The organism is Roseibium denhamense (assembly GCF_009711415.1).
GTDB lineage: Bacteria > Pseudomonadota > Alphaproteobacteria > Rhizobiales > Stappiaceae > Roseibium > Roseibium denhamense.
The window spans coordinates 39,956-61,530 of record NZ_SMLZ01000114.1; the positions used below are offsets into that span (position 1 = coordinate 39,956).

Annotated in this window: 24 protein-coding genes; 11 read left to right on the forward strand and 13 right to left on the reverse strand. The window is 56.3% G+C overall.

Annotated features, from left to right (window positions below; genetic code table 11):
- Positions 1-97: 97 nt before the first annotated feature.
- Complete coding sequence (locus tag E1180_RS17695) at positions 98-898, forward strand: MipA/OmpV family protein (RefSeq protein ID WP_155193184.1); 801 nt, start codon at positions 98-100, stop codon at positions 896-898.
- 164 nt (positions 899-1,062) lie between these two features.
- On the opposite strand, the gene E1180_RS17700 is transcribed toward E1180_RS17695, so the two are convergent.
- From E1180_RS17700 to E1180_RS17725, 6 genes are all read right to left on the reverse strand, one after another.
- Positions 1,063-1,893: a pentapeptide repeat-containing protein gene (locus tag E1180_RS17700; protein ID WP_208997218.1), complete on the reverse strand. Its 831-nt coding sequence runs from the start codon at positions 1,891-1,893 to the stop codon at positions 1,063-1,065.
- A 431-nt stretch (positions 1,894-2,324) separates the two neighbouring features.
- Positions 2,325-3,338: a patatin-like phospholipase family protein gene (locus E1180_RS17705; RefSeq protein WP_155193186.1), complete on the reverse strand. Its 1,014-nt coding sequence runs from the start codon at positions 3,336-3,338 to the stop codon at positions 2,325-2,327.
- A gap of 122 nt (positions 3,339-3,460) precedes the next feature.
- A complete protein-coding gene (locus E1180_RS17710) occupies positions 3,461-4,243 on the reverse strand; it encodes a 3-hydroxybutyrate dehydrogenase (RefSeq protein ID WP_155193188.1) in 783 nt (260 codons plus the stop codon).
- Between the two features lie 107 nt (positions 4,244-4,350).
- Positions 4,351-5,238: a 4-hydroxy-3-methylbut-2-en-1-yl diphosphate synthase gene (locus tag E1180_RS17715; protein ID WP_155193190.1), complete on the reverse strand. Its 888-nt coding sequence runs from the start codon at positions 5,236-5,238 to the stop codon at positions 4,351-4,353.
- Positions 5,239-5,282: 44 nt separating this feature from the next.
- Positions 5,283-6,071 carry a hypothetical protein gene (locus E1180_RS17720; RefSeq protein ID WP_155193192.1) on the reverse strand — a complete coding sequence of 263 codons (789 nt, stop codon included), beginning with the start codon at positions 6,069-6,071 and terminating at the stop codon, positions 5,283-5,285.
- A 215-nt stretch (positions 6,072-6,286) separates the two neighbouring features.
- Positions 6,287-7,057: a hypothetical protein gene (locus E1180_RS17725; protein ID WP_155193195.1), complete on the reverse strand. Its 771-nt coding sequence runs from the start codon at positions 7,055-7,057 to the stop codon at positions 6,287-6,289.
- Positions 7,058-7,270: 213 nt separating this feature from the next.
- Between E1180_RS17725 and ispG the strand changes: the two genes are divergently transcribed.
- Genes ispG through E1180_RS17740 form a run of 3 tightly spaced genes read left to right on the forward strand, consistent with a single transcriptional unit; the run spans position 7,271 to position 10,183 of the window.
- Positions 7,271-8,536, forward strand: coding sequence for a flavodoxin-dependent (E)-4-hydroxy-3-methylbut-2-enyl-diphosphate synthase (gene ispG, locus E1180_RS17730; protein WP_155193198.1), 1,266 nt, complete (start codon positions 7,271-7,273; stop codon positions 8,534-8,536).
- Positions 8,537-8,550: 14 nt separating this feature from the next.
- Positions 8,551-9,453, forward strand: a complete 903-nt coding sequence (gene pdxY / locus E1180_RS17735; protein ID WP_155193200.1) for a pyridoxal kinase — start codon at positions 8,551-8,553, stop codon at positions 9,451-9,453.
- On the forward strand, positions 9,446-10,183 hold the full coding sequence (locus E1180_RS17740) for a DUF429 domain-containing protein (protein ID WP_283404570.1): 738 nt from the start codon (positions 9,446-9,448) through the stop codon (positions 10,181-10,183). Before pdxY ends, E1180_RS17740 begins: the two co-directional genes overlap by 8 nt.
- On the opposite strand, the gene E1180_RS17745 is transcribed toward E1180_RS17740, so the two are convergent.
- Positions 10,180-11,316 (reverse strand): hypothetical protein, encoded by a 1,137-nt coding sequence (locus E1180_RS17745; protein WP_155193203.1) that lies wholly within the window; start codon positions 11,314-11,316, stop codon positions 10,180-10,182. The two genes, E1180_RS17740 and E1180_RS17745, sit on opposite strands and share 4 nt — an antisense overlap.
- A gap of 313 nt (positions 11,317-11,629) precedes the next feature.
- Between E1180_RS17745 and queC the strand changes: the two genes are divergently transcribed.
- The 5 genes from queC to E1180_RS17770 all read left to right on the forward strand — a co-directional run bounded on the left by queC (position 11,630) and on the right by E1180_RS17770 (position 14,631).
- The gene (gene queC, locus E1180_RS17750) at positions 11,630-12,319 is read left to right on the forward strand and encodes a 7-cyano-7-deazaguanine synthase QueC (protein WP_155193206.1); all 690 of its coding nucleotides are present in this window, start codon (positions 11,630-11,632) and stop codon (positions 12,317-12,319) included.
- On the forward strand, positions 12,312-12,698 hold the full coding sequence (gene queD / locus E1180_RS17755; protein WP_155193209.1) for a 6-carboxytetrahydropterin synthase QueD: 387 nt from the start codon (positions 12,312-12,314) through the stop codon (positions 12,696-12,698). The genes queC and queD overlap by 8 nt, the downstream gene beginning before the upstream one ends.
- Positions 12,695-13,423, forward strand: coding sequence for a 7-carboxy-7-deazaguanine synthase QueE (gene queE, locus E1180_RS17760; RefSeq protein ID WP_155193212.1), 729 nt, complete (start codon positions 12,695-12,697; stop codon positions 13,421-13,423). The genes queD and queE overlap by 4 nt, the downstream gene beginning before the upstream one ends.
- A gap of 13 nt (positions 13,424-13,436) precedes the next feature.
- Positions 13,437-13,904, forward strand: coding sequence for a preQ(1) synthase (queF, locus tag E1180_RS17765; protein ID WP_155193214.1), 468 nt, complete (start codon positions 13,437-13,439; stop codon positions 13,902-13,904).
- A gap of 169 nt (positions 13,905-14,073) precedes the next feature.
- Positions 14,074-14,631 carry a thioredoxin family protein gene (locus E1180_RS17770; RefSeq protein ID WP_155193216.1) on the forward strand — a complete coding sequence of 186 codons (558 nt, stop codon included), beginning with the start codon at positions 14,074-14,076 and terminating at the stop codon, positions 14,629-14,631.
- A gap of 365 nt (positions 14,632-14,996) precedes the next feature.
- Here the strand turns inward: E1180_RS17770 and E1180_RS17775 are convergent, their stop codons facing one another.
- The 4 genes from E1180_RS17775 to E1180_RS17790 all read right to left on the reverse strand — a co-directional run bounded on the left by E1180_RS17775 (position 14,997) and on the right by E1180_RS17790 (position 19,131).
- Positions 14,997-16,547 carry a DUF2235 domain-containing protein gene (locus E1180_RS17775; protein ID WP_155193218.1) on the reverse strand — a complete coding sequence of 517 codons (1,551 nt, stop codon included), beginning with the start codon at positions 16,545-16,547 and terminating at the stop codon, positions 14,997-14,999.
- A gap of 189 nt (positions 16,548-16,736) precedes the next feature.
- A complete protein-coding gene (locus E1180_RS17780; RefSeq protein WP_196220636.1) occupies positions 16,737-17,621 on the reverse strand; it encodes an NUDIX domain-containing protein in 885 nt (294 codons plus the stop codon).
- A gap of 184 nt (positions 17,622-17,805) precedes the next feature.
- Positions 17,806-18,348, reverse strand: coding sequence for a tetratricopeptide repeat protein (locus E1180_RS17785; protein WP_196220637.1), 543 nt, complete (start codon positions 18,346-18,348; stop codon positions 17,806-17,808).
- Between the two features lie 177 nt (positions 18,349-18,525).
- Complete coding sequence (locus E1180_RS17790) at positions 18,526-19,131, reverse strand: TetR/AcrR family transcriptional regulator (RefSeq protein WP_155193225.1); 606 nt, start codon at positions 19,129-19,131, stop codon at positions 18,526-18,528.
- Between the two features lie 97 nt (positions 19,132-19,228).
- Here E1180_RS17790 and E1180_RS17795 point away from each other — a divergent pair, with 97 nt between their 5' ends.
- A complete protein-coding gene (locus tag E1180_RS17795) occupies positions 19,229-19,666 on the forward strand; it encodes an ABA4-like family protein (protein ID WP_155193231.1) in 438 nt (145 codons plus the stop codon).
- Positions 19,667-19,670: 4 nt separating this feature from the next.
- On the forward strand, positions 19,671-20,465 hold the full coding sequence (locus E1180_RS17800; protein WP_155193233.1) for a hypothetical protein: 795 nt from the start codon (positions 19,671-19,673) through the stop codon (positions 20,463-20,465).
- On the opposite strand, the gene E1180_RS17805 is transcribed toward E1180_RS17800, so the two are convergent.
- Positions 20,458-20,898: a YHS domain-containing (seleno)protein gene (locus E1180_RS17805; protein WP_208997219.1), complete on the reverse strand. Its 441-nt coding sequence runs from the start codon at positions 20,896-20,898 to the stop codon at positions 20,458-20,460. The genes E1180_RS17800 and E1180_RS17805 overlap by 8 nt on opposite strands.
- Before the next feature lie 106 nt (positions 20,899-21,004).
- The gene (locus tag E1180_RS17810) at positions 21,005-21,559 is read right to left on the reverse strand and encodes a winged helix-turn-helix transcriptional regulator (protein WP_155193236.1); all 555 of its coding nucleotides are present in this window, start codon (positions 21,557-21,559) and stop codon (positions 21,005-21,007) included.
- Positions 21,560-21,575: the final 16 nt, after the last annotated feature.

Genomic DNA, 21,575 nt, shown 5'->3' on the forward strand with positions numbered 1-21,575 from the left:
TGCAACACTCCAGCAAAACTGCGTTTTCTTTGCCTTTGCGTTACCTGCCTTCGTGCTATGTTCGCTTCCGAAAATCAGAGTCTTTGGTGAGACCTTCATGTACAAGTTTATTTCGCGCCTCGCATTGGCACTCGCCGCCGGATTGAGCAGCGGCTCGGCAATGGCGCAATCCGGCGAATTGTCGGCTCAGGACGCACAGAAACAATTCGTCATCGACTTGGGCGTCGGCGCGATCGCCAAGCCGCGTTACGAGGCGTCGGACTCTTATCTGGTCTATCCTTTTCCGATCATCTCGGTCGGCCGGTTCTACCTCCCGGGGCTGGGCCAAGTGGTAGACGGCCGCCGGCGCAGTGGAATCTTTTTCTACCCGGCTTTCAATTTCATCGGGGAACGCAAGGCGAGCGACAGCACGGATTTGACGGGCACACGCACGGTAGACTGGGCGCTGGAGCTTGGTCTTGGCGGCGGCTTCCGGACCGACCACTTCCGTGCCTTTGCCGAGTTGCGGCAGGGCATCAATGGCCACACCGGTCAGGTGGGCCAGCTTGGGCTCGATGGGATTATCTATCCGGCTGAAAAATGGGAAGTCAGCTTCGGTCCGCGCGCGGACTTTGCCTCGGGCGAATACATGGACACCTATTTTGGTGTAACGGCATCAGAGGCGGCCAATAGCGGTGGACGGTTGAGCCGTTTCGATCCAAGCGCTGGTTTCAAAAGCGTCGGCTTGTCCGCACGCGCAAGCTATGACTGGAACGATGATGTCCGCCTTCACATTCAGGGCGGCTATGACCGGCTGATCGGAGATGCTGCGGACAGCCCGATTGCGAAGGTCGGCAGTGAGGACCAGTTCAGCATTGGCGTTGGACTGAGCTATCGGTTTGCTTTCGACGTTTTCTAAGACGTGTCGCAGCTAAACGGGGTCAAGACATTCTGGCCCGTGCGTTGAAAGCGCGGATTTCAGGCAGCCAAGTTCGCCCGGTTAAATGCTGGTCCAATGGCATAACACTTAGAGAAAGCGGGGCAGATCAGGGCCGTCTGGCCCCGTTTTTTTTGCCTTGAAACCTATTCCGAACAGGTCATAAGCGTGATGCCCCGCGGAAGCTTCGTCGTGTCGTCACCGCAGGCGTTCAGAATACGATCCTGGTCCAGATTGGCCGCGCCGGTCAGATCAGCGCCTACCAGCCGGGTGTTTCTCAACAGGGCCCCTTCAAAATCGGTATTTGTCAGGTTGGCGCCGCTGAGATCGGCACTCACGAAGCGCACCCCGGACAAATCGGCACCTGAGAAATCCGCGTTCACCGCACGGGCCCGGTCAAGCTTTGCATCCCGCAAACGGGCATTCTTGAAAGATGCGTTTTGAAGGTCGATGCGCTCAAGATTAGCGCCGTCCAGCTTGGCACCGGCGAAGCTAGATCCTGGCCCGACGGCCCGCACCAGCATCGCATGCCGCAGGTCGGCGCCGTCGAAAACCGCACCCGCGATAATGCTTGCGTTAAGATCCGCATCCCGCAGATCCGCTCCCGCAAGTGTGGCGTCGCGCAAACTGGCTTTTTCAAGATCGACCGACCGCATGGATGCATCGGAAAAGTCGCTGCCACGAAAGTCTGCGCGTTCGGCTTCCGTCCGGCGAAAATCTGCACGCATGAAGTTGGTTTGAGGCAAAACCGCCTCCTTCATGTCGGCTTCGCGCAGGTTTGCCCTTGAAAAATCGCCGCCTTCGAAATTCATGAAGCGCAGCTCGGCGAGGCGGAGATCACATCGCGGACATCCACCCGTCTTCTGCATTTCGGCGATGCGTTCGGCATCACTTCCGGCCCAGACTGGCATTTGTGTCAGGAACAGAGCCGCCAATCCTGAGGCACCGGCCAATATGCCTTTGCAAACCATGTTCATGTTGCTTCCTTTGCCGTCCTTTACCTGAAGAGGTAGGCACTGACTGCGCCAGTTTAAGGGCGCACCTCGCAACAGACATCAAAATGTTTGAGAAATACTGATCAGCGCACCATTCAGACCGCACACCCGGTCGACGTGAATACTCATTGGCGCAGGGGACGGAGGAAAGAAACGGGCGGGGTCGCAATTGCCCGCTTCTTCCATCCACTCAAGAGCTGACGACGCACTACCAGACAATCAGCTTGCCCACACAACAGCAAAACCCTTGCCAATTGGTTTTCATCGCCGTTCATGGCAGATGTCCGCCATTGATCACAACCGCACACAACATCTTGTTTTTATGAAAGGTTTACACATCCGATGTGCGTTGCATTCTGCAAGGCCGGCTGCAAACAGGGTTAGCGATTGGTAAACAAAACTGACGCTGGTTTTCAGCTGAACTCGGACCGCAAGTCGACCGAGGACCGCGTCCCGATGTCATCGAAATGAATGTCCAGCCAGTCGCGTGCCGTTTGGCGGCCCAAGTCTCTCAGTTCTGTCAAAAAAGCCCACTCGGCGTTCATCTTTGACGATGCCTGCAGGGGTTTCAGTTCATCGGCAGAAATCCGGTGCATGAAAACTCGAGTGTATTCTTCACGCGACAACTTCCCCTCCTCAATCAGACGGGTCACAAAATCAATCGCCCTGAGCTCCCGTAGCAAGGTTGAATTGAAGGTGATCTCATTTTGGCGATTGACGATTTCACGTGCGGTCTTCGGAACTTCCCGCCGCTCCAAGGGGTTAATCTGGATGAGCACGACGTCCGGTGTTTCGGTTTCATAGAACAATGGATAAAGCGGCGGATTTCCCATGAAGCCGCCATCCCAATAAGGCTCTCCATCAATCTCAACAGCGTGAAAGAGTTGCGGCAGGCAGGCGGAGGCCATCACAGCGTCGAGTGTGACTTCCTTTTCGCTGAAAACCCGGATCTTGCCGGAAAAAACATTTGTGGCGGCAATGAAGAGCCGAAGCCCGGAACAACAATGAACCTTCTCAAAGTCAACGATGCGCTCCACCACGTCGCGCAGCGGATTGATGTTGACCGGATTGAATTCGTAAGGCGATGCAAACCGGGACAAAACGTCAAAGAACAAATAGCTGGGCGAATGATCCAAGCTCCATTCGCCCAGCAGAACGTCAAAGGGGGACCGTTTGATCGGGCTGAGCATTGCCTGCTCGCTGACTTCCCGCCAGAAGGCCTCCAAGCTCGCGCGCGCACCGTCCTCACCACCTGCTTCCATGCCGCTGGCCAGAACCACCGCATTCATCGCCCCTGCGGACGTGCCTGTGATTCCGTCGATCTGGAAACGGCTATCCTCCAAGAACCAGTCCAATACACCCCAGGTGAAGGCGCCATGTGCGCCGCCGCCCTGAAGGGCAAGATTGATCTTTTTCGGTTGCACCATGGGAAATCACCTGATCCTGAAGTGAGGGCTACGGATAGGGGAAGATCGAAATTGCCACTCCGGAAACGAACGATCCGGCGGCAAATGCGATGCTTCCCGCGACCGGTAAAGCGTGCTGCTCTTTAGTGAGCGGTCCAGCCCCCATCAATCGGCAGAATGCTGCCGGTGATCGAGGCTGCCGTGTCAGAGCACAGGAAGGCTGCATAACCTGCGACTTGTTCAATGGTGACAAACTGCTTGGTTGGCTGCGCCTTCAAGAGAACGTCTTTCTTGACCTCTTCCTCGGTCATGTTCCGGGCTTTCATGGTATCGGGGATCTGCGCTTCAACCAGAGGCGTCCACACATAGCCCGGACAAATCGCGTTGACCGTGATGCCCTGTTCGGCAACCTCAAGGGCGACGGTTTTTGTCAGGCCGGCAATTCCGTGTTTCGCTGCCACGTATGCAGACTTATAGGGCGAGGCAACCAGGGCATGGGCGGATGCCGTATTGATGATGCGGCCCCAGCCACGCTGTTTCATTCCAGGAAGTGCAGCGCGGATGGAATGAAAGGCAGAGGACAGGTTGATCGCAATAATCGCGTCCCACTTTTCGATGGGGAATTCATCAACCGGCGAAACGTGTTGAATGCCGGCATTATTGATCAGAACATCGACCGAGCCGAACTCTTTTTCCGCCGAGGAAATCATGTTCGCGATTTCATCGCCCTTGAGCATGTTGGCCGGTGAATAGACGCAGCGTACCTTGAAGTCCGCTTCGATTGCCGCCCGCTCTTTCTCAATCGCGTCGGTATCGCCAAGGCCGTTTATGACAATGTTGGCCCCATGTTCGGCAAGCGCGCGGGCGCATCCAAGCCCGATCCCTGACGTTGATCCGGTGACGACGGCGGTTTTATTGGCAAGCATGAAGACCTCCTCAAAACGGGAAAAATATCCGGACGGACTTTTCACCAGTTCTCTTTGCACTGCAACATGACACTGATGATAAATTTGGAAAGCAGATCAAACCGGGGTTACCGCCGATTGAGATTGCGCACCCCCGACAGCGCCTTGCGGGCTTTGTCCCTCACAGCCTGGCGGCTTTCCTCGACCTGGGCGAGGTCTTGTTCGCGCAAGCCGATCCGCGCTGCAAATCGTTCTCGGATCAAGCCGTAGAACGTTGCATGCAGGCTCGCAAACACCCAAACCGACAGCAGCATCGTCCCCATCGGGAAAACCGCGGACCGGATTTGCTGCCACATCAGGTTTCCGGGCAGAAGACCATCGCTGATATAGAGCAAGAGCGCCCATAAGCCGATGAGAACAGCGGCCAGCAGGCTCATCACCAGAGCAGAAAAGGACATGGCCCAGCCTAGCCCGCGGGTCGCCCGCCAGCTGTCGCGGAAGGTCAGCGGATCATCAACGGCAGCGGCCGGCAGCACAACCGAGAACTTCTGCACCACCATCAAGGCAACAAAGGGGGCAGCGAACAGCAGCACCAGTCCCAGACCGCCGGTAACGGCCGCCAGAAGCAATGCGACAATCAGAAGTGGAATGAGAGACAGAATGCCGATAAGCGCCAGAACGATCTGATTGATCAGGACTTTCAGCGTGCGGCTTCCGAACACAACCGGAAAATCATTCGCGTCAATCAAGATACGCCGCACATAAGCAATCGCGATTGAAAACCCGATAACCAGGTTCAAAAGACTGGACAGTGCCCTGAGCGCGCCCTGATCAACGGTCTGGACGGGCTCAGTCAGATAGGAGACCGTGCGAAAACCCGTTTCCGGCATCAAACTGGCGCCAATGGCGAAGTTGATCGCAACAAGGATTAGAATAAAAGCCCAGCCGGTCTTGAAAAGCGTCCCGATATTGTGTTGCGCCAGAGACAGCGACCGTTCCAGAACCGTGAAAAACATACTCTGCCCCAGATCATCTCCCGATCCGGGGCAGAATACTGATTTTAGGCTGCAGCGCCAGCGTTGCCTGCCATCGCGGCTGTTTCCGCTGCGCCCGATTTGGCCATGCGGTAGGCGTTTGTGACCACCGATAGGGCGAGGACCGTGACGACCATCTGGACCACAACATTCACGGCACCGCCCAGCACCAGACCAACAAATGACGGGAGAATTGCTGTCACTGCACCGATGCCGAACTGGAGAATGGCCCCGGCTATCGCAAATGGAATTGCAATGGCAACAGACGCCAGGATGATCCACCAGCCCAATCCCTTGCCCAGATCATATGCCGCCTTGAAGCTCAAGGGCTCGCCGGCCGCAACGGCTGGGAGCACCAGTCCGGTCCGAGCAAGGATAGGCGACGCCAGAAGAATTGCTGCCAGCGTGAGGGCCGCCATAATAATCTGAGAGCCAAGCACTGTACCGATGATGCCCGGCACCGCGACCACAAGGCCGAAGCCCAGCCCAAGAACAAGCGCCCGCCAGAGATATTGCAGCTCCAAGCCGCCGAATTTCAGGTTTACACCGTTCACGCCCTCTCCAAGCAAGCCGAACCGGTGCCATGTGACGGCAATCGAGGACATGGCTATCAATCCGATGACGGCCGAAAGAAGCGGCAGCACCGTGATCAGGAGCGGTCCGCCAGCACCGGATGTCGCGAAGAAGGCAATGCCAAAGATGAGTGCAACCGCCACCACAAGCTGAATGAGCAGCCAGGCCAATGTGGTCTGGATCACGGTGCTGAAGTTTTCAAAAACAAGCGATAGGGATGATTTGATAAGGGTCATAAACATGATGTCAAAATCTCTTCAAGGATCAGGATAAGGTCTCCGCTGCCCAGACAGGCTGCAACTATTCCTGGATCTGACGAGGCAATTCAATCGCTTATGCGCCTTGTGCGGCTCTCTCCTGAAAGCTGCTGAAGACAGGCTGTCAGCAAGTCGCCGCGTGTATCGGGACGGCAGCAAGACTTGGCCGTCATATAAAAACGCTACCCGCCCGGACGCCCTCAGGGGCGCGCAGCGCGCTCCAGCGCCATCCGGTAGGCCGAGGTGATCACCGAAATTCCAAGAACCGTGAGAATGATCTGCAACAAGACATTCAACACCATGAGTTTCAGTTGAATAAGCAGAGCGGGCAGACCAAACGAGAACTGAGACAAAACATATTGAAGGCCGAGCGCGACAAAAATCAAAGGCAAAGACAGGGCGATAATGGCCAGCAGCATGCGCCACCCGAGCCCCTTGCCCATCTGAAAGGCTTCCATGAACCCAAGAGGCTGTTCAACTGCGGTGGCGGGCAGCACCAGGTTGAACCGCATGACCAGGGAAAACAAAAGGAAGAAACCTGCAAGGATCGCAACCAGCAGCACACCACTCATCAGCGTGTCACTGGGAATGAAGGCAACGAAGATCATTGGGATGAGCAAAACAGAACTGACAATTCCAATGACAGCCATTTTCAGCAGGAACAGCAATTCAACGAGGCCAAAACGCAAGTGGATCGGCCCGACATCATCACCCCGAAGACCGAACCTGTGCCAGGCGACCGCGATTGAAGCTGCCGAGACAAAGGCAAGAATTGTGTTCACCATCAGCAGAACCCCGGTGGCCGGTGAAATCACATCGTTTTCGCCGTCAAACGCCTGACCACCGGTCGATAGGAGCAGCAGAATTGAAAGGACGAACTGCAGCCCGAACCAGGCACCGCAGACCTTGAAGACGGTCTCCAGATGGCCGAACACGAGTGAAAGGGAATCTGTCAGCAATCGTGTCAGCATGGGTTGCCTTTGAAGTTTATGGAGTTGCGCTCTGAAGCGCCATCAGATCAGTTCTTTTTTACTGAAGTTGGTATTAATCTGCGGCGGCATGCTTGGCAATGCGAGCTGGACCCCATTGCCCTTTTGACTGCAAAATCCTATTCACATGCTGGAAAGACGACAGAATATCCCTCATATGAGGACGCAGACAGTCCTCCTAACGGTTGGTTCGCCATGATCGATGATTTTGCCAAGCCCTTGCCCCGCAGAAATTCCGTCGGCGTGATGGTTGGCAATGTGCAAGTGGGCGGAGGCGCCCCCATTGTCGTTCAGTCCATGACAAATACGGACACGGCGGATGCCGATGCCACCGTTGCCCAGGTATCCGCACTTGCCCGTGCGGGCTCCGAGGTGGTGCGCATCACTGTGGACCGGGCAGAAGCGGCAGAGCAGGTTCCACATATCAAGGAACGGCTGGACCGGATCGGCATCGACGTGCCGTTGGTGGGCGACTTTCACTATATTGGCCACAAGCTTCTGGCCGATTATCCGGACTGCGCGGCAGCTCTCGACAAATACCGCATCAACCCCGGCAATGTCGGCTTTAAGGCAAAGCGGGACACGCAGTTCTCCCAGATCATCGACATTGCGCAAAAACACGACAAGCCCGTTCGGATCGGTGTGAATTGGGGATCGCTTGACCAGGAACTGCTGACAAAACTGATGGACGAGAACGCGGAAAGCGACGTGCCGGTCTCGGCAAACGCGGTCATGCGGGAGGCCATCATTCAATCGGCTCTGTTATCCGCAGAACGTGCGGAAGATCTGGGCATGGCCCGGAACAAGATCCTCTTGTCAGCAAAAGTGAGCCAGGTTCAGGACCTGATCGCCGTCTATGCCGACCTTGCGCGCCGCTGCGACTATGCCCTTCATCTGGGCCTGACCGAGGCTGGTATGGGCACAAAAGGAATTGTATCGTCGGCCGCGTCCATGGGCATTTTGCTGCAGCAGGGTATTGGCGACACGATCCGCGTGTCCCTGACGCCAGAGCCGGGCGGAGACCGGACCCGTGAAGTGCAAGTCGCCCAGGAGCTGCTTCAGGTCATGGGATTCCGCGCCTTTGTCCCGGTCGTGGCGGCCTGCCCAGGCTGCGGCCGGACCACCTCAACGACATTTCAGGAATTGGCACAGGACATCCAGGACCATATCAAGGTCTCCATGCCGAAATGGCGGGAGCAGTATCCAGGTGTTGAAAGTCTGAATGTGGCCGTGATGGGCTGCATTGTGAATGGCCCAGGGGAATCCAAACACGCGGACATTGGCATTTCGCTTCCCGGAACCGGCGAAACGCCGTCGGCACCTGTCTTTATCGACGGCGAAAAGGCGACAACGCTACGCGGTGAGGGCATCGCGGATGAATTCATGAAAATGGTTCTTGACTATATTGAAAAACGTTACGGCACCGGCGCAAAATCACCGTCGTCCTCTGATGCCGCCTGATCCGGATTTTCCCCATGACGCAGCCGCAGGGCGCACCTGAACACGCAAAAAAGTCAATCCTCGTGATCACCTCTCAGGTCGTGCGCGGCGGTATCAGTGGCCGCGGCCTGACTTTCACGTTGCAACGGCTCGGTCATGATGTCTGGTTCTTGCCGACCATCCTTCTGCCTTGGCACCCGGGACACGGCAAAGGCACACGCATCGTTTCATCGTCTTCGGATTTCGCGGCAATTGCCGGCGACCTGGCACAATCCGCCAAACTGGATGGGATTGGCGGCATCGTTTCCGGATATCTGGGTGATGCGGACCAGGCTGCGGCCATCTCACAACTCGTCAAGGCGATCAAGGCAGTAAACCCGGAGGTTCCATATCTTTGCGACCCTGTTATGGGGGATCACTTTTCAGCTTCAGGCGGCGGTCTTTATATTCCGGAGATCAATGCCAAAGCCATTCGCGACGAACTGGTGCCGCTGGCCGATATCGTGACGCCAAACGCCTTCGAACTTGGCTGGATCACCGATATGGAGATCTCCAGCGAACCCGACGCCTTGGCTGCAGCGCGGGCACTGGGCAATGACCGGGTTCTGGTCACCTCTTCCCCTGCCCTGCGGCGCAATGCCATTGCCAATCTTCTGGTAACACCAAATGGTGCCGTTGCCGCGGAGCATGCGGCAATTGAAAGCCCACCGCATGGAACCGGCGACTTGATGGCCGGCCTTTACCTGGCAAACAGCCTGGCAGGCCTCACCGATGAGGAAGCCTTGAAGCGGGCGTCTGCGTCGGTGTTCGAGCTGGTTGCCAGAAGCGTCAAGAAAGGCGCGGACGAACTGCTGTTTTCAGAAGAACAGCAGTCCGTTGTTCGTGCCATGGCGCTTGTCACATCCCGCCGGGTGATGGAAGCAAGGGCTCGTGCCTGAGAGCGCAGGAACCTGGGTGGCCGGTGTTGACGGTTGCAAGGCGGGTTGGATTGCTGTCTTACGGAACCTCAACGATCCGGCCGGTATCACGCTGAAGCTGTTCCCCAGGTTTTCGGATCTGCTGTCCCATATTCCGATCCTGAAGATCATAGCAGTCGACATGCCGATTGGCCTCCCGGATCTCCTTGGACCAGACGGGCGCGGCGCAGAAAAAGCCGCGCGCAAGCATCTCGGCATGCGCCAGTCTTCGGTGTTTTCCGTCCCTTCCCGGGCGTCCGTTTATGAAGTCGATTATTGGGCCGCCTGCGAGACCTCGCTCAAATCGTCAGAACCTCCCCGCAAAGTCTCAAAGCAGTGCTTTTACCTGTTTCCAAAGATCCGCGAGATTGATGGCCTGATGTCCCCGTCTTTGGAGGACCGGATCTACGAGGTGCATCCTGAACTCGCCTTCTGGCGGCTCAACGGTGAACGGGAAATAGACCTTCCCAAAAAAGTAAAAGGCCGCGCCAACCCGGACGGCCTGGATCAACGCCGTGATCTACTTTTGACCAAGGGATTACCGCGGGAACTTCTCGATCAAAAACCGCCAAAGGGCTGTGGCCGCGACGACCTGCTGGACGCGGCTGCCAACAGCCTGATTGCCGAACGCATTCACTTCGGCAACGCGACGCCCTTCCCACAGGACTATCAACGGGACGGCAAAGGCTTGCGCATGGCAATCTGGGCCTAGGCAGTCAATGGCTTATCGCCCGATACTTCACCCGACTGTACCGCTGCAGCCTCCATATCATGGACCTTAACTTCTTGCAGCAGAGGCAAGATTGCTTCCTCGCAGCGGAAGTAATCCATATGCAGCTTCTGCTGGCGCATAAACCCACCTTCGGGCATTTGCGGATAGATAGTTGGAGCAAAGATTGGGTCTCGCCCGGCAGGAACCGGAATGCGGCTAGCCATAAAGTCTCCACGAAACACAATATCCGTCCAGCTCTTCAACCGGGTCTTGTTGTCATAGACCTTTAGAACCTCTGCTTCGACCAACGGCTCTTGGCTGGCCAAGGCCCCCATTGCCGACCCCCAAGTATGGAAACTGATTTTCTCCAAACGGGAACCATATTCGGCCAGCGCATCCAAAGCGATAATCCCGCCGATGGAATGCGCAACCACAAACACTTCGTCATAGGGTTCATCAACGCTGTGCACATGATCAAGAAGGTCCAAGACCCGCTTGCGGAGTTTTGCTCGTAAGCCAACACCACTTGCCGCACCCGGTTCATCCCTGAGGTAGTTCTTCACGAAATCGGAAATGTCGGCGATGGCTTGCAAACGCCCAACACCAAACAGGCCGATCAAAAACACTACAAAGGCAGAATTTAAGATGACGTCCAATTGGGAGGCCCAGTTATCTGGAATGCCAACCCATTTGGCGAGCTGTGTAAACCAGTCTGCGACCACTGTGTCTCCAGACGCGATCGCAGCAGCCAACATTGCGGCGACCGACAAATACCAAAGAACCAGCATAATCCCGATGCAGATCATGGCGATGGACGTCTGGTAGGGGAACCGTGGTGGCCAGCGAAACACATTGCGGGCAAGCCCGCCTGTAAACCAATAAAAAAGCAACTTGGTCGCCCGCCAGAATTTGGTCAGTGGCGTTTCCTGAACCCGATCCGGGATCAAGTCCGACCAATAGGCTTCAAAAATAGTGAGCGTTCGCTTCGTGCCGGTTTCCCGGCTCTCGGTGTCGATATCAACGGAATTGTAGCCGTCACTGTCGATCTTGCTTGATTTTGCATTGGTTATGAAGCCGTCGCTGTAGTGACAAACCGAATCCACCAAAAGATCTCTGCCTTCCAGCTGCTCCACGCGCTGAAAGCCGGGCACAAAGATAATCGCTCGCCTTGTTGCAGCGCCCTTTGGCTGGCTTCGCTCCGGATTGCTCCCAATCACATAGACTCCACAAGTGCATGAAAGCTGTCAACAACCCCAAGTAAAGCAGCCTCGACCAATTTGGGCAATAGTGGGAATTCAGTACAGGGAGACAATGAGCACCACTTCCCTTTTCGCTAAAGCCTGTTATAAGGCGCGCCGCTTGCCGTGAAGGTAAGCCACCGGTCGCAGCCTACCCGGTGACGGGCGTTTCAACGAACGTCCACAGCGAAAACAAGGGACCAATACGTTGAAAACACTTGTTATCTGTTCCGGCGGAATGGATTCCGTCACCCTTGCGCATAAAATCGCGCAGGAAAACGAACTGATCGGCCTCATCTCCTTCGACTATGGCCAGCGCCACAATAAGGAGCTGGACTATGCGAAAGCCTGTGCCGAGACGCTCAAAACCGAGCACATCCTGATCGACATCACGAATATCGGCCGCCAGCTGACCGGCTCGGCGCTGACCGACAGCATCGATGTGCCCGACGGCCACTATGCCGAAGACACCATGAAGATCACCGTGGTTCCGAACCGGAATGCGATCATGCTGACCATCGCCTACGGCATTGCGTCTGCGCGCGGTGCAGAGGCGGTCGCAACCGCTGTTCATGGCGGCGATCACTTTATATACCCGGACTGCCGACCGGCCTTTACGGAAAGCTTTGAAGAAATGCAGCGCCACGCCCTGGAAGGCATGGGCGAGATCAAGCTCTACACACCGTATGTACATGTCAGCAAAGCCGATATTGCAGCCGAGGGGGCACGGCTGGGCGTAGACCACACCAAATCCTGGTCCTGCTATAAAGGCGGCGACATTCATTGCGGACGCTGTGGCACCTGTGTGGAACGGCGGGAAGCCTTCCACCTGGCTGGCGTGGACGATCCGACGACTTACGCAGACCCTGATTTCTGGAAAGAGGCCTGCAATGTTTAGGATCACCAAGGAGTTCCACTTTTCCGCCTCACATCAGCTGATCGGCCTTCCGGACGACCATCCTTGCGCACGATTCCACGGCCACAACTACGTTGTGGAAGTCGAACTCGCCTCATCAGAACTGAATTCGGTCGGCTTTGTCCGGGACTACAATGAGCTCAAAGCCCTGAAGACTTACATCGATGACACGCTCGATCATCGCCATCTCAACGATGTTTTGGGCGACGACTGCGTGACTGCGGAGCGGCTCGCCAAGCACCTGTTTGACTGGTGCATCGAAAAGTGGGCGGAGACCACGGCAGTGCGGGTCAAGGAAACTCCGAAGACTTGCGCGGAATACCGCCCACTGACCTATATCCCGGTGGAGGCGCGCCAATGACACTGGAAACCATCCGCGTCAATGAAATCTTCGGGCCGACCATTCAGGGCGAAGGAGCCCTGATTGGGCAACCCACAATCTTCGTCCGTACAGGCGGCTGCGACTACCGATGCTCCTGGTGTGACACACTCCACGCCGTGGACAGCGCGTATCGCGACGAGTGGCTGCCAATGACGCCGCAGGCCATCTTGATGCAGATCGAGGTTCTGTCCGGCGGCGTCCCGCTGATGATCTCCCTATCCGGCGGGAACCCTGCCATACAGCCTCTGGGTCATCTTATCGATCTGGGCGCGCAAGAAGGCTACCGGTTTGCCCTCGAAACACAGGGTTCAATTGCGAAAGACTGGTTTGCCCGGCTTGACGTTCTGACCCTCAGCCCGAAACCCCCCTCCTCCGGCATGGACACCAATTGGCAGAGGCTGGCCGAATGTGTCGAAGCGGCCGGCCCTGAGACAAGAACGGTGCTGAAAACGGTCATCTTCGACGAAGACGACTATGCTTATGCCCGCGATCTTTCGGGCCGCTATCCGGATCTGCCGCTCTATCTACAACCGGGTAACCACACTCCCCCGTCGCCTGAGGCCGCTGATGCGCCTATTGATATGGCCGGAATCCTGGAGCGCATGCGCTGGCTAACCGACAAAGTGTCGGGCGACCGCTGGTACTCCGCCACTGTCCTGCCGCAGCTGCACACCCTCTTGTGGGGCAATCTGCGCGGCGTTTGAGGTTATGAAAAACATGTCCGACAAGAGTATCTATGAAAATCTAACCCAACTTGGCTCTGCAACGGATCTACCGCAAAGCCCTGAAGAAGCGGTCCTGGAAAAAGTCCCGAACCCGCAAGCCGGTACCAAATACATGGTCCGGTTCGTGGCACCTGAATTCACCTCGCTATGCCCGCTGACCAGCGCGCCGGATTTTGCGCACCTGGTGATCGACTATGTGCCGAAGGACTATCTAGTGGAATCCAAGTCCTTGAAACTATTTCTCGGATCGTTCCGAAACCACGGCGCCTTCCACGAAGACTGCACGGTTTCCATCGGCAAGCGTCTTGTGGACCTGCTTGACCCGGAATGGCTCCGGATCGGCGGCTACTGGTATCCGCGCGGCGGCATTCCGATTGATGTGTTTTATCAGACAGGCCCGGCGCCGGACGGTGTCTGGATTCCGGATCAGGGCGTTCAGCCCTATCGTGGACGCGGATAGGCCTGCCGAACTGCAAATCTGTGAAGAAATGCTCCCGGAAAAGTGCCCAAGCGCGATATACGCTCAGCCTTTGCGCAGAGGGATGATCGCGATACGGTAAAAGCGCATCATCTTCGTGGCGCCAACTACAGGATAGGCCAATCGAAACGGTTCAAGCACAGAGGACGTCATGCCAGCTCTTGATACACCGATCTGCGATTTCGGCTGGAAAGCACCAGACTTCACACTGAAGGACCCGCAAGGCCGGGCTGTGACCTTGTCAGAAACGGCAAGTGGAAAGAAGGCGGTTCTCATTGCCTTCATCTGCAATCATTGCCCCTATGTCAAAGCAATTGCGGATCGGTTGGCAGACGATGCAAGAGTACTTCAGGAGGCTGGGATCGCCGTCATCGCGGTCATGTCGAACGACTACCGGGCCTACCCGGCCGATAGCCCCGACAACATGACGGCCTTTGCGAAAGCGCACAAATTCCCGTTTCCTTATCTGATCGACGAGGATCAAAGCGTCGCAAAGGCATATGATGCGGTCTGCACGCCCGACTTCTTCGGCCTCAACAAGGACTTGGAACTCCAGTATCGCGGCCGCCTCGATGACGCGCGCATGGGCGATGCCTCCAATCGGACGGCCGAACTGGTCAACGCCATGCGGCAAATTGCGGAAACCGGCCAAGGCCCCACGCATCAGGTCCCGTCCATGGGCTGCTCTATCAAATGGGCTTCGGCCTAGATCAGCGGGCGCCAAATCGGACTCGATTTACCGCCCAAAGCTGATCGAGTATGAATTGATCGAGCATCTTTGGGCGTTTCTGACAAGACGCCCGATGCTCTAGGCTCAGGACCTATTAATTTGACAGTAATGGTAGGGATGGGTTTGTTCGGATACAAGGCGCAAAACTGCAGCAAACCGTCCGGTTTGCAAAGGTTTGCAACAACGTTGCCGGGCAAACACGCCCTATCCCAAAGGGACGCAAAAACGGCGTCGATCTGCTGCGTCAAACCGCTCAACCGGGCAGGAAGCCCGCTTGTCACGCTTTTCCTTGCAGCTCATTGCCGTTTGCTGCGCCATTTCGATCAAATTAATAGGTCCTGAGCCTAGCTCTTGCGCTCAACCGTCAAACGCACGCTGCCCCGGTTGTTGAAGTACATCTGCCAGGCGTCATTGGCATAACAATAGAGATAGCCGTCGCTCTTCACGTCGATCTCGACGCCGTCGCCGATCAGGAAAGCGGTATGCTCGATCGTACGGCCATCCTTTCCGACACCAAAACCGTCTGATATCACGCCGATCAATGCAAACCACGGCCAGTCCTCGTGACGGCGGGTCATCACGAAATCGGCGTGCTCATTGCCGGTCAGGCGCTTGTAGAAATTCTCGACCGATCCCCAGGCAGATGCCGCCATTTGAAAGAGTTCGGCAGGATTGAATTTTCCATCATCCGTTCCGCCCGGACCGCATTTGATAGAGGCATCCTTCCATTGACCCGAGGCCGCAAGCCTGTAGGTCTCGCCCTTTTTCAGAAACAACCCCGTCGGGTTCCATTTTTCCTGGGCAAACACATCGGTTTCATACCGCTTAGACACATCAAGATGACGGGAAGGCCAGAAATGAGGTTGCGCCAAAGGCGGATTTTTGGCCCGCTCGATTGAAGACGCGTGGAATGTCTTGGTTGCCTGTTCATCGAAGGAAAGAAACGGCACCGGGCGTGGGCGGGTTTTAAGGCTCGCATAAATGCCGGATACCGAGTTGTGCAAGACACCCCGTGGATCCGGTTTCACCTGTTCCGCGGCACCGGACCGGAAAGCGAGGCCGCAGGCTGCGGCTTCGGCCATCATCCAGCCCAGCGCCCCGTCGGAAAGGCCGGTCTGTAGATGTCCGCCACCGACGTCGGAGTGGTTGCCCGGAAACCAGATCTGTTTTTCATCGGTAGTATTCGACGTCTTTGTCCAAAGCGTCGGCGCAAACGTTTGACGGGTTTCGTCCATCGCCACGGCATGGCGTGCGTACCGGATAATCGGCCCGAGTTCTGTATCATGGAAGCTGTGCTTCGACGGGTCATCGAAGAGATTGAGCAGCTCCGCTTCATCCGGAATTCCAAGGGCTCCGACGGTGTCCCAAACGCCCAGGAAGTGGACTTGGGTCTTGCCTGCGCCTGACTTTCCGCTGTCCGTGTTGTGATACCTGAGAGATTTCAGCCTTTTCCGCTCTTCAGGTTTCTTGCGGTAGTTCTCAAAGACCTTTTCCACCCGTTCCCACAAGGTATCGTCGGACAGGTTGGCAGCCGTTAGGTCCAAAAGACCGCATGCCGAAATCATGCCAGCGAGGCTCCGCACGGTGTAGGCGCCGCGGCTGAAGCCGAAAAGAAAGATCTGGTCACCGTCACGGTACCGGCTCCCGAGCCAGCGATAGGCGCTTTTGATGTTGTCATCGAGGCCCGCGCCCATGCCGCCGCCGACAATCTTGTTCCACCAGCCGCCATCCGTACCGACACCGGGGTGATAATAAGCCTGCTGTTCGATGCCGTTGCCGTCGGCATCCGCCACCGCTCCATGGATCTTGGCGACATTGGTTGGTGTTGGAATGCCACCTTCAGTCTTGTCATAAGTTGCCCAAGTGCCGTCACAGCACACAATCAGATTTGCCATGAGACGTCCTCCCCACCTCAAAACTCAATCAAATGTAACAAAAATATTTTTCGCAACCTAAATGATTAGGCCCTATTTCCCCGTAAGGCGCAAGCGCCGTGGCGGCCTCGGCCGACTTTCCGGGCCCAACAAATTGCAAATGAAGCAGTCATGGCATTGGGACAAACAGCCAGACACCTGGCCATGCGCTCAGAGCGACAAGATGAGATCGCGCAGTGCCGGTTCTTTCATCCGCTCCGCCGCGAGCAGAGGAGAAAGCCACGTGCGGCCCCGGTGGCGCTCTTCCCAGGCTGTCCCCGTCAACACCGTCGTCACGTCCATGGAGAACACGGTGACCTCGCAGGCCGCACCCCACTTCGCATACCGGTAATGCCCAAGGGGGGTGGAGCTAATGGAACCTGCAACGCCGGCCTCCTCGCGGGCCTCCACCGCCGCCGATGCCGAAGGCGATAAGCCGGGCTCCACAATCCCTTTCGGAATTGTCCAATAACGCCCGCTGGAAGACCGGACGATCAGCACCTCGGTCCCAATGCCAGTGCGGCGGACAGGGATCACAGCCGATTGGTGGTAGTAATAGGCGGGCCGCTCCCGCCGGTCCGGCCCATCTGGCGCCGGATAAGGAAAATGGTCGGGAAGGTCCTTCGGATTGACTTGGCCAAGCACGCGAACCGCTTCTGGTGCACTCTTCAGGCACAACAGCACACCCGCTCCAATCTGCATGTCCAGCTCCGGAAGCAGGCCAAACGACCGGACAAGCGTGCGAATGGATGATGCCGGCGCGACGACGAGGTTTGGTCCTTTTTGACGGATGAAAGTATGCGCGGCGGAGCCAATATCCGATGCAGCGCCAATATCCCGCGCCGTCCACCCAGCTGCCTTGAGTGATTTTTCAGCGCTCACGCGGGAGCGCAAATGATTTGACGAGACTACCTGTTCAGGACGGAGCCCTTCACGGCCGAGATAGGCGCCGATCTTTTGGGCTTGCCGTTTTCCCTTGGTGCGAAGCGGCCGGTCGACAGGGTCTCCTGAGAAGTCTTTTTTTCCCGCGCCCGCACATAGTAACAACAGATCCATCACGCCCCCGGGAAAAGCGCACATCTGGAGAGCGCTTTTCAGGCAAGTATATGCGGAAGATCCGCAAAGGCGCAAACAGTGCGTCAAGTTGGGAGCATTCGGCCGCAACTGATTTTCCGCCAATCGCTGATTGATCTCATCGTGCCAACGCGGCTTCTCAGCGTTTACTTGAACGCAGGATCCGCTAATAGGCTGAAGAACCGGGCTGTCTCAATGCCATCAGCAGTGCCCGTTCCGGCCAGCTGTCACGCCCGCCGCGTGCCCGGATTTCGCGCAACTGGGCAAGCGCTGCGTCCCGCTGGCCACGTTCGGCATATCCCATTCCAAGATATGACCGGGCCGGCCGGTTGTTGGGATCGATTTGCAACGCTGCCTGATAATAATGAATCGCCAGAGGCCAGTTTCCCGACCGGCGGGCTATGAAACCGCGATAAGTCAAAACCCTTGGGTCGGCCTGATCGGAAACAGAGTCCAAAGCGAGAGTGGCGCTTTCCAGCCGACCCGCATAAGCAAGTTCGCGGGCAGCCCGGAACATCTCCTGATCATCAAAAAAACCGGCCTTCACTTCAAAACACCGCTCGCTCTCAGGGTCCCACGCGGTCCCATCCGGGCATTCGGTAGATGTCGGGGTGGGTTTGGGAGGTGTCTCTTCCTCATCCAGAAGCACTGCGTTGGCACACTGAAACGGATAGAAAGCGAGAAATGCAGCAACTGGAAGCCATTTCATGAACGTTCGCTCCAACAAGACAATTGGTATTCCGGATGCCATCAACGGCTCGCACCACCTGGTCCAGCGCTATCCCCGGCGATTGAAGGGCACCAATACATCACACCTAATCCGGCTGCCTAGCGGATAGATACGACCGGAACATCTCGGGCGACAAACCGTTCTTTTGAAAAACTCCTAGTTTTCACCGCGATAGGAATATTCCGGAAACACCTCCCAGATACTTGGGACTGGCATGCCAGATGCGTCATCATCGATTTGGCCGGAGTTAAGAAGGGTGGCATAACCGTGAACCAGGGACCACAGCATGATCTCTGTGCGCCATTGTGCATCAGGTGTGTCAGCCTTGTCCCAATCCAGGCCCTTAGAAATATCCACCAGAACGCTGTAACTGTCCTGCGCGGCACTCTGCACGTCTTCGCTTTTAAAGTCGCAATACTCCGGCGAAAACATGATCCGGAAGAGTTCCGGATGCGCCTGCGCAAACCGGACATACCCTTCCGCTGCTGCCCGTAGTTTGTCCATCCGGCTTGACGCTGTCGAAAGTCCCGCTCGCATTTCCGCCGCAAACCGGCGGAACCCCTCCGCACCGATTGCGGTCATAAGACCTTTCATCGATCCAAAATGGTTTTTGGGTGCCGTATGGCTGACACCAACCTTGGCCGCCAAGGCTCTCAGAGACAGCCCGGACACTCCATCGGTTTCGATTATGCCCAGCCCAGCCTCCAAAAGGGCATTTCGAAGATCACCGTGATGATATTTTTTTCTATTATTTACAGTCATTTACCAGACAAATCTTTCCAATGGAAATATTTTAGTGGTCTACGAGACGATTTCATGCTTATAACACGATATCAAATATTTACAGTGGATATATTAGATGCCGCTCGACCAGATTTTTTCTCTTTCCGGCAGCCTGGCCATGCTTGGGTGGATCATACTGGTATTGGCGCCACGGCGATGGGCCTGGTTGAACGCCGTCCCACGTTTGGTGATTCCATTCGCGCTGTCCCTTGTCTATGCCGGGTTCATTCTGGCCTATTTTGCCGAGTCCGGCGGAGGGTATGGATCGCTTGAAGAGGTGAGACAGCTGTTTTCCCTGGAAGAGCTTATGCTGGCCGGATGGGTCCACTATCTCGCGTTTGACTTAATGATTGGGGCCGTTCTCGCGGACCGGATGGACACCGTCGGGATGCAAAGAACTGTCCAGGCTCCGATCCTTTTCATGACCTTCATGTTCGGCCCGGTCGGAGTTCTCCTGGCCTTCGTGACGGAAGGCACCTTGAGACTTCTGCCGCGACACCTTGCAAAGGCCTGATCCGATGACCTTTTCAAATCCATTAATAGAAACACGGGCACATGTCCGCCTCAGCGCGGCGTTGACCGGATTTTCAATCGCGTTGGCCGTTCTCGCATCGGCCGCCCACATCGCCGACCCGAGGCTTCTGGACGGCGTTCCGGTTTGGGCCAAGCCGTTCAAGTTCTCCGTTTCGTTTGCGGCTTTATTCGCAACATTTTTATGGCTGGAAAACCGCCTCTCTCAGTCTTGGCGCAATGGCTGGGTCGTCACGATAACCATTTCCGTCATGGCAATCTGCTTCGCAGCAGAGATGTCCTACATATTCTACCAGGCAGGCTTAGCTGAAGCGTCCCACTTCAATACCTCGACCCCATTCCACACGTTCATGTATCAGGTGGTCATGTTTTTGGGCGCCTTGACCCTGATTGTGGGTATTGCCGTTTACGGCGCGGCTGCCGCTCTCGACAAAAACGCTGACTTGCCACCAGGGATCCGCCAAGGGGTCATTTGGGGGTTTGGCCTGTCCTTCCTTCTGACCCTGATCGTTGCCGGTTACATGGGCGCAAACGAAAGCAACCATGTTGGAATTCCGGGACCGGGCACCGGAAAGATCCCGGTTGCCGGATGGTCCTTGAGTGGCGGAGATTTGCGCCCGGCCCATTTCCTCGCCCTCCATGCCATGCAGGTACTGCCTGTCATTGGCTGGCTGGCGGACCGGTACAAACCGAGGCGGGCGCAGCGTTTCGTGATCCTTGCAGCGCTCGGGTACAGTCTTCTCACGATGGGCGTATTCGCTGCAGCGCTGTCCGCTAGTTAAGACTTGGCCAATTCTGGTTGGCCTTTGCGATATGGCCAGGAATATCCCGGTTCCAGGTGCGCTGAACCGATCTTGAATAGTTGAGATAAAGCTTACCTTTCACGACCTTATAGGCGAGCGGATCAACACCGACCTTGTAGCCACGGGAAACGCCAAAAGCGCAAAAGCCGTCATATTGCGGCGCATAGCGGGCCGGATTTGCCTTGAACGCATCCCTGTTTTGCGCATTGGCAAACCGGTAGGTCAGCCCCCGGTGGGACGCAGTAAGATCGCCTGTTCCTTTTTGAGGCGCGCGTCCGGAAAAATAGGACACCGGATCATAACCGGTTAGAGCCAGCGGATCCTTAGCCTTTGCAGATGGTACATAAGCGCCAGCAAGCGCCATTCCCGCCCCGGCAAAGCAGACTTTTAGAAACGAACGGCGCGCGATCATGCTTCTCTCCTCCGATCAGTTGGCTGTCGTTCTTGAAATGATCACCGGGCGGCTAACGATCAATCCACAATCACGTGACCGTACCCGTGACCGGGGAAAGCTGCTTTCACGGACCATCTTGAAGAGCAAGCACCTGCGGGGCAGTGATCTCGCTGATCCGTTTTCCCAAGTTGATAGAACTGTAAAGCGGTCTTGGAGGCCGCGTCGACGGCAGGACCTGACGAAAGACCCATTGGCGCTCTTCCATCGACTGCAACGACTTCGACAGGGCTCTGTCGGTAATCTGCGGAAGGGTCCGTCTCAAGTCATTAAAAAATCGCGGCTGATGAAGGGATGTGAGCACGGGTAGGGTCCAGGCACGGCGCAGCAGATCCCTGTCTTCGTCTTGAGCAAGCCCCTGTATCTCATGCGCCAGGCTGGCCGCTTCTTGACCAATCGGCGTCAACCGGCACTCAGGACGAAGCGGATGGCCGTGACCAGGATTTCGCTCAAGCAAACGCAAGGCCATGAGATGGTTCAAACTTTGCGAAAACGCAGTGCGTGTGGCCCCTGTCGCCGTGAGCAGCGCAGCTTGGCGTCCAGGCACTCCTTCATGGAGGCTTGCCAGGATCGGCAAAGCCCAGGCTTTGGCAGTGATGTTGACAAACAGATTTATGTCCATAAAGTATAGTTAGTAT

Bases quoted from the DNA above. Each gene is read 5' to 3' on its own strand.
- queF (WP_155193214.1), top strand. From the start codon at position 13,437: ATGTCCGACAAGAGTATCTATGAAAATCTAACCCAACTTGGCTCTGCA.
- E1180_RS17720 (WP_155193192.1), bottom strand. From the start codon at position 6,071: ATGTTTATGACCCTTATCAAATCATCCCTATCGCTTGTTTTTGAAAAC.
- E1180_RS17805 (WP_208997219.1), bottom strand. From the start codon at position 20,898: ATGATCGCGCGCCGTTCGTTTCTAAAAGTCTGCTTTGCCGGGGCGGGA.
- queE (WP_155193212.1), top strand. From the start codon at position 12,695: ATGACACTGGAAACCATCCGCGTCAATGAAATCTTCGGGCCGACCATT.
- E1180_RS17810 (WP_155193236.1), bottom strand. From the start codon at position 21,559: ATGGACATAAATCTGTTTGTCAACATCACTGCCAAAGCCTGGGCTTTG.
- E1180_RS17725 (WP_155193195.1), bottom strand. From the start codon at position 7,057: ATGCTGACACGATTGCTGACAGATTCCCTTTCACTCGTGTTCGGCCAT.
- E1180_RS17715 (WP_155193190.1), bottom strand. From the start codon at position 5,238: ATGTTTTTCACGGTTCTGGAACGGTCGCTGTCTCTGGCGCAACACAAT.
- ispG (WP_155193198.1), top strand. From the start codon at position 7,271: ATGATCGATGATTTTGCCAAGCCCTTGCCCCGCAGAAATTCCGTCGGC.
- E1180_RS17785 (WP_196220637.1), bottom strand. From the start codon at position 18,348: ATGAAATGGCTTCCAGTTGCTGCATTTCTCGCTTTCTATCCGTTTCAG.
- E1180_RS17800 (WP_155193233.1), top strand. From the start codon at position 19,671: ATGACCTTTTCAAATCCATTAATAGAAACACGGGCACATGTCCGCCTC.
- queD (WP_155193209.1), top strand. From the start codon at position 12,312: ATGTTTAGGATCACCAAGGAGTTCCACTTTTCCGCCTCACATCAGCTG.
- E1180_RS17710 (WP_155193188.1), bottom strand. From the start codon at position 4,243: ATGCTTGCCAATAAAACCGCCGTCGTCACCGGATCAACGTCAGGGATC.
- E1180_RS17775 (WP_155193218.1), bottom strand. From the start codon at position 16,547: ATGGCAAATCTGATTGTGTGCTGTGACGGCACTTGGGCAACTTATGAC.
- pdxY (WP_155193200.1), top strand. From the start codon at position 8,551: ATGACGCAGCCGCAGGGCGCACCTGAACACGCAAAAAAGTCAATCCTC.
- E1180_RS17770 (WP_155193216.1), top strand. From the start codon at position 14,074: ATGCCAGCTCTTGATACACCGATCTGCGATTTCGGCTGGAAAGCACCA.
- E1180_RS17790 (WP_155193225.1), bottom strand. From the start codon at position 19,131: ATGACTGTAAATAATAGAAAAAAATATCATCACGGTGATCTTCGAAAT.
- E1180_RS17780 (WP_196220636.1), bottom strand. From the start codon at position 17,621: ATGGATCTGTTGTTACTATGTGCGGGCGCGGGAAAAAAAGACTTCTCA.
- E1180_RS17795 (WP_155193231.1), top strand. From the start codon at position 19,229: ATGCCGCTCGACCAGATTTTTTCTCTTTCCGGCAGCCTGGCCATGCTT.
- E1180_RS17705 (WP_155193186.1), bottom strand. From the start codon at position 3,338: ATGGTGCAACCGAAAAAGATCAATCTTGCCCTTCAGGGCGGCGGCGCA.
- E1180_RS17700 (WP_208997218.1), bottom strand. From the start codon at position 1,893: ATGAACATGGTTTGCAAAGGCATATTGGCCGGTGCCTCAGGATTGGCG.
- E1180_RS17695 (WP_155193184.1), top strand. From the start codon at position 98: ATGTACAAGTTTATTTCGCGCCTCGCATTGGCACTCGCCGCCGGATTG.